The sequence below is a fragment of the Streptomyces sp. NPDC051207 genome (assembly GCF_040682395.1).
Classification (GTDB): domain Bacteria; phylum Actinomycetota; class Actinomycetes; order Streptomycetales; family Streptomycetaceae; genus Streptomyces.
In genome coordinates, this window is record NZ_JBFBAX010000019.1 from 139,861 (window position 1) to 145,956 (window position 6,096).

Consider the following 6,096-nt stretch of genomic DNA (forward strand, 5'->3'; position numbering starts at 1 on the left):
CTGTGGACAACCGGCCGGCCCTCGAACCGATCGCGTTAACATGACGAGAAATCGTCCGGTACCCAGAGCGGACTGGAACGGGAAGGCCGCCGTCGCGTGAGTACAAGCCAACAGCCAGATCCCCGGGACCGCCCCGCGCGGCTCACCGTCGGCGTCGTCGGCGCCGGACGCGTGGGCCCGGCGCTGGCCGCGTCCCTGCAACTCGCCGGGCACCGCCCGGTCGCCGCCTCCGGAGTCTCCGACGCCTCCCGGCGGCGTGCCGCCGACCTGCTCCCGGACGTGCCGCTCGTGCCGCCCGCGGAGGTGCTCCGGCGTGCCGAGCTGGTGCTGCTGACCGTCCCCGACGACGCCCTGCCGGACCTGGTCGCCGGGCTCGCCGAGACCGGCGCCGTACGCCCCGGCCAGCTGCTGGTGCACACCTCCGGGCGGTACGGCGCGAAGGTCCTCGACCCCGCCCTGCGCGCGGGCGCGCTGCCGCTGGCCCTGCACCCGGCGATGACCTTCACCGGCACCCCCGTGGACGTCCAGCGGCTGGCCGGCTGCTCCTTCGGCGTCACCGCGCCCGACGAGCTGCGGCTGGCCGCCGAGGCCCTGGTCATCGAAATGGGCGGCGAGCCCGAGTGGATCGCCGAGCACAACCGCCCGCTGTACCACGCGGCGCTCGCCCTGGGCGCCAACCACCTCGTCACCCTCGTCGCCCAGTCGCTGGAACTGCTGCGCACGGCCGGCGTCGAGGCGCCCGACCGGATGCTCGGCCCACTGCTCGGCGCCGCCCTGGACAACGCCCTGCGCTCCGGCGACGCGGCGCTCACCGGGCCGGTCGCGCGCGGCGACGCCGGGACGGTCGCGGCACACGTGCGTGAGCTGCGCGAGCACGCCCCGGCCGCCGCCGACGGCTACCTCGCGATGGCCCGCGCCACCGCCGACCGGGCGCTCGCCTCCGGCCTGCTCAAGCCGGAGCTGGCCGAGGACCTCCTCGGGGTACTCGCCGACGGCGGCGCCCACGCGGCCCACGGCACGCCCGGCACGTCCGGCACGCACGGGACGCCCGGGATCGACGGCGCCCACGGCCCCGACGGCCCCGACGGCACGGACGGCACGGGCGGCACGGGCGGCACGGAAGGCACCGAGGGGGACGCCCGATGACCACCACCCTGCTGCGCACCGCCGACGAGCTCCACGCACGCACGCGTGCCGGCCGCCGCGCCGTCGTGATGACCATGGGCGCCCTGCACGAGGGGCACGCCACGCTGATCCGCACCGCGCGCGGCATCGCCGGACCGGACGCCGAGGTCGTGGTCACCGTCTTCGTCAACCCGCTGCAGTTCGGCGCGGGCGAGGACCTCGACCGCTACCCGCGCACCCTGGACGCCGACGTCAAGATCGCCCAGGAGGCCGGCGCGGACGTCGTGTTCGCCCCGTCCGTCGACGAGGTCTACCCCGGCGGCGAACCCCAGGTCCGGATCAGCGCGGGCCCCATGGGCGAGCGGCTGGAGGGCGCCTCACGTCCCGGGCATTTCGACGGCATGCTCACCGTCGTCGCCAAGCTGCTCCACCTCACCCGGCCCGACATCGCGCTCTACGGGCAGAAGGACGCCCAGCAACTCGCCCTGATCCGGCGCATGGTGCGCGACCTGAACTTCGGCGTCGAGATCGTCGGCGTCCCCACGGTTCGCGAGGACGACGGCCTGGCCCTGTCCAGCCGCAACCGCTACCTCTCGCCCCAGGAGCGGCGCACCGCCCTCGCCCTGTCGCGCGCCCTGTTCGCGGGCCGCGACCGGCACGCCGCGCAGGAGGCGCTGCGCGCCCGGGGCCGCGAATGGCCCGCCACGCGTGAGCGTGCCGAGGCGCTCAGCGCCATGGGCGAGTCCCGTGCCGCCGCCGACGCGCACGCCGTGGCCAAGGCCGCCCCGTGCGCCCCGGCGGCCGTCCGCGCCGCGGCCCGCCTGATCCTCGACGACGCCGCCCGCCTCGACCCGCCGCTCGTCCTGGACTACCTGGCCCTGGTGGACCCGTCCGACTTCACCGAGGTCGCCGACGACCACACCGGCGAGGCCGTCCTCGCCGTCGCCGCCCGGGTCGGCACGACCCGGCTGATCGACAACATCCCCCTCACCTTCGGAGCCGCCTCGTGACCAGCACAGGCATACGACTGCACGCGCCCGCGCCAGGGTGGTCGATCCCGGCCGACGTCGTGGTCGTCGGCTCCGGCGTCGCGGGGCTCACCGCCGCGCTGCGCTGCGAGGCCGCCGGGCTGCACACCGTCGTCGTCACCAAGGCCCGCCTGGACGACGGCTCCACGCGCTGGGCGCAGGGCGGCATCGCCGCGGCCCTCGGTGACGGAGACAGCCCCGAGCAGCACCTCGAGGACACCCTGGTCGCGGGCGCCGGCCTGTGCGACGAGGCGGCCGTCCGGCTCCTGGTCACCGAAGGGCCCGGCGCCGTACGCCGCCTGATCGAGGCCGGCGCGCAGTTCGACGAGTCCGCCGAGGGCGGCCTGGAACTCACCCGCGAGGGCGGCCACCACCGGCGCCGCATCGCGCACGCGGGCGGCGACGCGACGGGCGCGGAGATCTCCCGGGCCCTTGTCGAGGCGGTACGCGCGCGTGGCGTGCGCACCATCGAGAACGCGCTCGTCCTCGACCTCCTCACGGACGCCGACGGCCGCACCGCCGGTGTCACCCTGCACGTCATGGACGAGGGCCAGCACGACGGCGTGGGCGCGGTGCACGCCCCCGCGGTGGTCCTGGCGACGGGCGGCATGGGCCAGGTCTTCTCGGCGACCACCAACCCGTCGGTGTCGACCGGCGACGGCGTGGCCCTGGCGCTGCGCGCGGGCGCCGAGGTCAGCGACCTGGAGTTCGTGCAGTTCCACCCGACCGTGCTGTTCCTCGGCCCGGACGCCGAGGGCCAGCAGCCCCTGGTCTCCGAGGCCGTACGGGGCGAAGGCGCCCATCTGGTCGACGCCGACGGCGTGCGCTTCATGGCCGGCCGGCACGAACTGGCCGAACTGGCGCCGCGCGACATCGTCGCCAAGGGCATCATGCGCCGCATGCAGGAGCAGGACGCCGAGCACATGTTCCTCGACGCCCGGCACTTCGGCGCCGACATGTGGGAGCACCGCTTCCCGACGATCCTCGCCTCCTGCCGCGCACACGGCATCGACCCCGTCACGCAGCCCATCCCGGTCGCCCCGGCCGCCCACTACGCGTCCGGTGGCGTCCGCACCGACGACCGGGGCCGCACGTCGGTGCCGGGCCTGTACGCGTGCGGCGAGGTCGCCTGCACGGGCGTGCACGGCGCCAACCGGCTGGCGTCCAACTCCCTCCTGGAGGGCCTGGTCTACGCCGAGCGCATCGCCGCCGACATCGCCGAGGGCCACGCCGAAGACGTCCTCCACGCGCGCGTGCCCGAACCGGTCCCACACCCGCAGACACCCGCCCACCCGCTGCTCCCGGCCGAGGCCCGCTTCACGATCCAGCGGATCATGACGGACGGCGCGGGCGTCCTGCGCTCCGCCGACTCCCTCGCCGAGGCCGCCGACCAGCTCCACCGGCTGCACAGCGAGGCCCGCGACGCCCTCCACGAGCACGGCAAGACGGCCGAGCCCGGCGTGGACACGTGGGAGGCCACCAACCTGCTGTGCGTGGCCCGCGTCCTCGTGGCGGCCGCCCGGATGCGCGAGGAGACCCGCGGCTGCCACTGGCGCGAGGACCACGCCGACCGCGACGACGCCGCCTGGCGCCGCCACATCGTCGTACGCCTGAACCCGGACCGCACCCTCGCCCTGCACACCACCGACACCGCACACTTCCCCCCGACCCTCCCCGCGCGACGCCCCCAGGAGCAGTGACTGCAGTGACCTCACCCGACCTTCCCCTCGCCCCGTCCGACGGCTGCGGCGGCAGCTGTGACTGCGGCGCCGGCGAGGAGTACCTGGAGTGCGGGCTCGACCCGGCGCTCGCCCAGCTCCTCACCGAGGCGGGACTCGACCCCGTGGAGGTCGAGGACATCGCCAACGTCGCCATCCAGGAGGACCTCGCGCACGGCGTCGACGTGACGACCGTCGCGACCATCCCCGAGGACGCGGTGGCCACCGCCGACTTCACCGCGCGGGAGGCCGGCGTCGTGGCGGGCCTCAGGGTCGCCGAGGCGGTGATGTCCATCGTCTGCACGGACGAGTTCGAGGTGGAACGGCACGTGGCGGACGGCGACCGCGTGACGGCGGGCCAGAAGCTGCTGTCCGTGACGACCCGCACCCGCGACCTCCTCACCGCCGAGCGCAGCGCGCTGAACCTGCTGTGCCGCCTGTCGGGCATCGCGACGGCCACACGCGCGTGGGCGGACGTCCTCGCCGACACCAAGGCCAAGGTCCGCGACACCCGCAAGACGACGCCGGGCCTGCGCGCCCTGGAGAAGTTCGCGGTGCGCTGCGGCGGCGGGGTGAACCACCGGATGTCCCTCTCCGACGCGGCCCTGGTCAAGGACAACCACGTGGTCGCGGCGGGCGGCGTCGCGCAGGCCTTCCAGGCGGTGCGCGAACGTTTCCCGGACGTACCGATCGAGGTCGAGGTCGACACCCTGCACCAGCTGCGCGACGTCCTGGACGCCGGCGCCGACCTGATCCTGCTGGACAACTTCACGCCGGGCGAGTGCGAGGAGGCGGTGGCCCTCGTCGACGGCCGCGCCAAGCTGGAGGCCTCGGGCCGCCTCACTCTGGCCAACGCCAAGGCGTACGCGGACACCGGCGTCGACTACCTGGCCGTGGGCGCGCTCACCCACAGCTCCCCGATCCTGGACATCGGCCTGGACCTGCGAGCGGCGGAGTAGGGGGAGCGGCCGTGCTGCTGACGATCGACGTGGGAAACACGCACACCGTGCTGGGCCTGTTCGACGGCGAGGACATCGTCGAACACTGGCGCATCTCCACGGACGCGCGCCGCACCGCCGACGAACTGGCGGTGCTGCTGCAAGGACTGATGGGCATGCACCCCCTGCTCGGCGACGAGCTGGGCGACGGCATCGACGGCATCGCCATCTGCGCGACCGTCCCCTCGGTCCTGCACGAACTGCGCGAGGTCACCCGCCGCTACTACGGCGACGTCCCCGCGGTCCTCGTGGAACCGGGCGTCAAGACGGGCGTGCCGATCCTCACCGACAACCCCAAGGAGGTCGGCGCGGACCGCATCATCAACGCGGTCGCGGCGGTCGAGCTGTACGGCGGGCCCGCGATCGTCGTCGACTTCGGTACGGCGACGACGTTCGACGCGGTGTCCGCGCGCGGGGAGTACATCGGCGGGGTCATCGCGCCCGGCATCGAGATCTCCGTGGAGGCGCTCGGCGTGAAGGGCGCGCAGCTGCGGAAGATCGAGGTGGCACGGCCGCGGAGTGTGATCGGCAAGAACACGGTGGAGGCGATGCAGGCCGGCATCATCTACGGCTTCGCCGGGCAGGTCGACGGCGTCGTGAACCGCATGGTGCGGGAGCTGTCCGACGACCCCGACGACGTGACGGTGATCGCGACGGGTGGACTGGCGCCGATGGTGCTGGGGGAGTCGGCGGTGATCGACGAACACGAGCCGTGGCTGACGCTGATCGGGCTCCGCCTGGTGTACGAACGCAACGTCGCCCGCATGTGACCCGCGTCGCGTGGCCGGGGGTGTGAGCGTCGGGCTTCTGGTGCGGGGGTTGGGGTGAGCGCGGGTTTCTGCGCGGGGCGTTGCGGTGACCGCCGGGAGGTGCGACCCGGCGTGACGGATTGCCGCCAGCCCCCCCCCTCGTCCCAGCGGCACGACTGCCCGCGGATTGCCGGCCGCAGCGGCCCGTCGCCCCGCGCTCCCGCGCAGAGACGCGTGACTGAGTGGCGTCCGGACCGCCGCACCGCCCCGCGCCCGCGGAAAGTGACCGCAAGCCCCCGCCCGCGCAATGGGCCACCGGGCCGCAGTCACCCACGCCCGGAAGGGCGTATGTGCGGAGGGAGCCACCGGCCGCAGTCGCCGACGGCGAGGAGGGGCCGTGTCGGGGGGTGTCCGCCCGCAGCGGTTGGCGCGTCCGCGCCGGTCCCTTCACGACTCACCGATTCCGCGCCGTTCCGAG

Annotated in this window: 5 protein-coding genes; all 5 read left to right on the forward strand. The window is 74.7% G+C overall.

Annotated elements, in window-relative coordinates; all coding sequences use genetic code 11:
• The first annotated feature begins 96 nt into the window (after window positions 1–96).
• Genes AB0M97_RS20060 through AB0M97_RS20080 form a run of 5 tightly spaced genes read left to right on the forward strand, consistent with a single transcriptional unit; the run spans window position 97 to window position 5,639 of the window.
• Window positions 97–1,146: a DUF2520 domain-containing protein gene (locus tag AB0M97_RS20060; protein WP_365962240.1), complete on the forward strand. Its 1,050-nt coding sequence runs from the start codon at window positions 97–99 to the stop codon at window positions 1,144–1,146.
• Window positions 1,143–2,135, forward strand: coding sequence for a pantoate--beta-alanine ligase (gene panC, locus AB0M97_RS20065; protein ID WP_365962241.1), 993 nt, complete (start codon window positions 1,143–1,145; stop codon window positions 2,133–2,135). The genes AB0M97_RS20060 and panC overlap by 4 nt, the downstream gene beginning before the upstream one ends.
• The gene (locus AB0M97_RS20070) at window positions 2,132–3,853 is read left to right on the forward strand and encodes an L-aspartate oxidase (protein ID WP_365962242.1); all 1,722 of its coding nucleotides are present in this window, start codon (window positions 2,132–2,134) and stop codon (window positions 3,851–3,853) included. The genes panC and AB0M97_RS20070 overlap by 4 nt, the downstream gene beginning before the upstream one ends.
• Before the next feature lie 5 nt (window positions 3,854–3,858).
• A complete protein-coding gene (gene nadC / locus AB0M97_RS20075) occupies window positions 3,859–4,830 on the forward strand; it encodes a carboxylating nicotinate-nucleotide diphosphorylase (protein WP_365962243.1) in 972 nt (323 codons plus the stop codon).
• Between the two features lie 11 nt (window positions 4,831–4,841).
• Complete coding sequence (locus AB0M97_RS20080) at window positions 4,842–5,639, forward strand: type III pantothenate kinase (protein WP_365962244.1); 798 nt, start codon at window positions 4,842–4,844, stop codon at window positions 5,637–5,639.
• The last annotated feature ends 457 nt before the right edge of the window (window positions 5,640–6,096 follow it).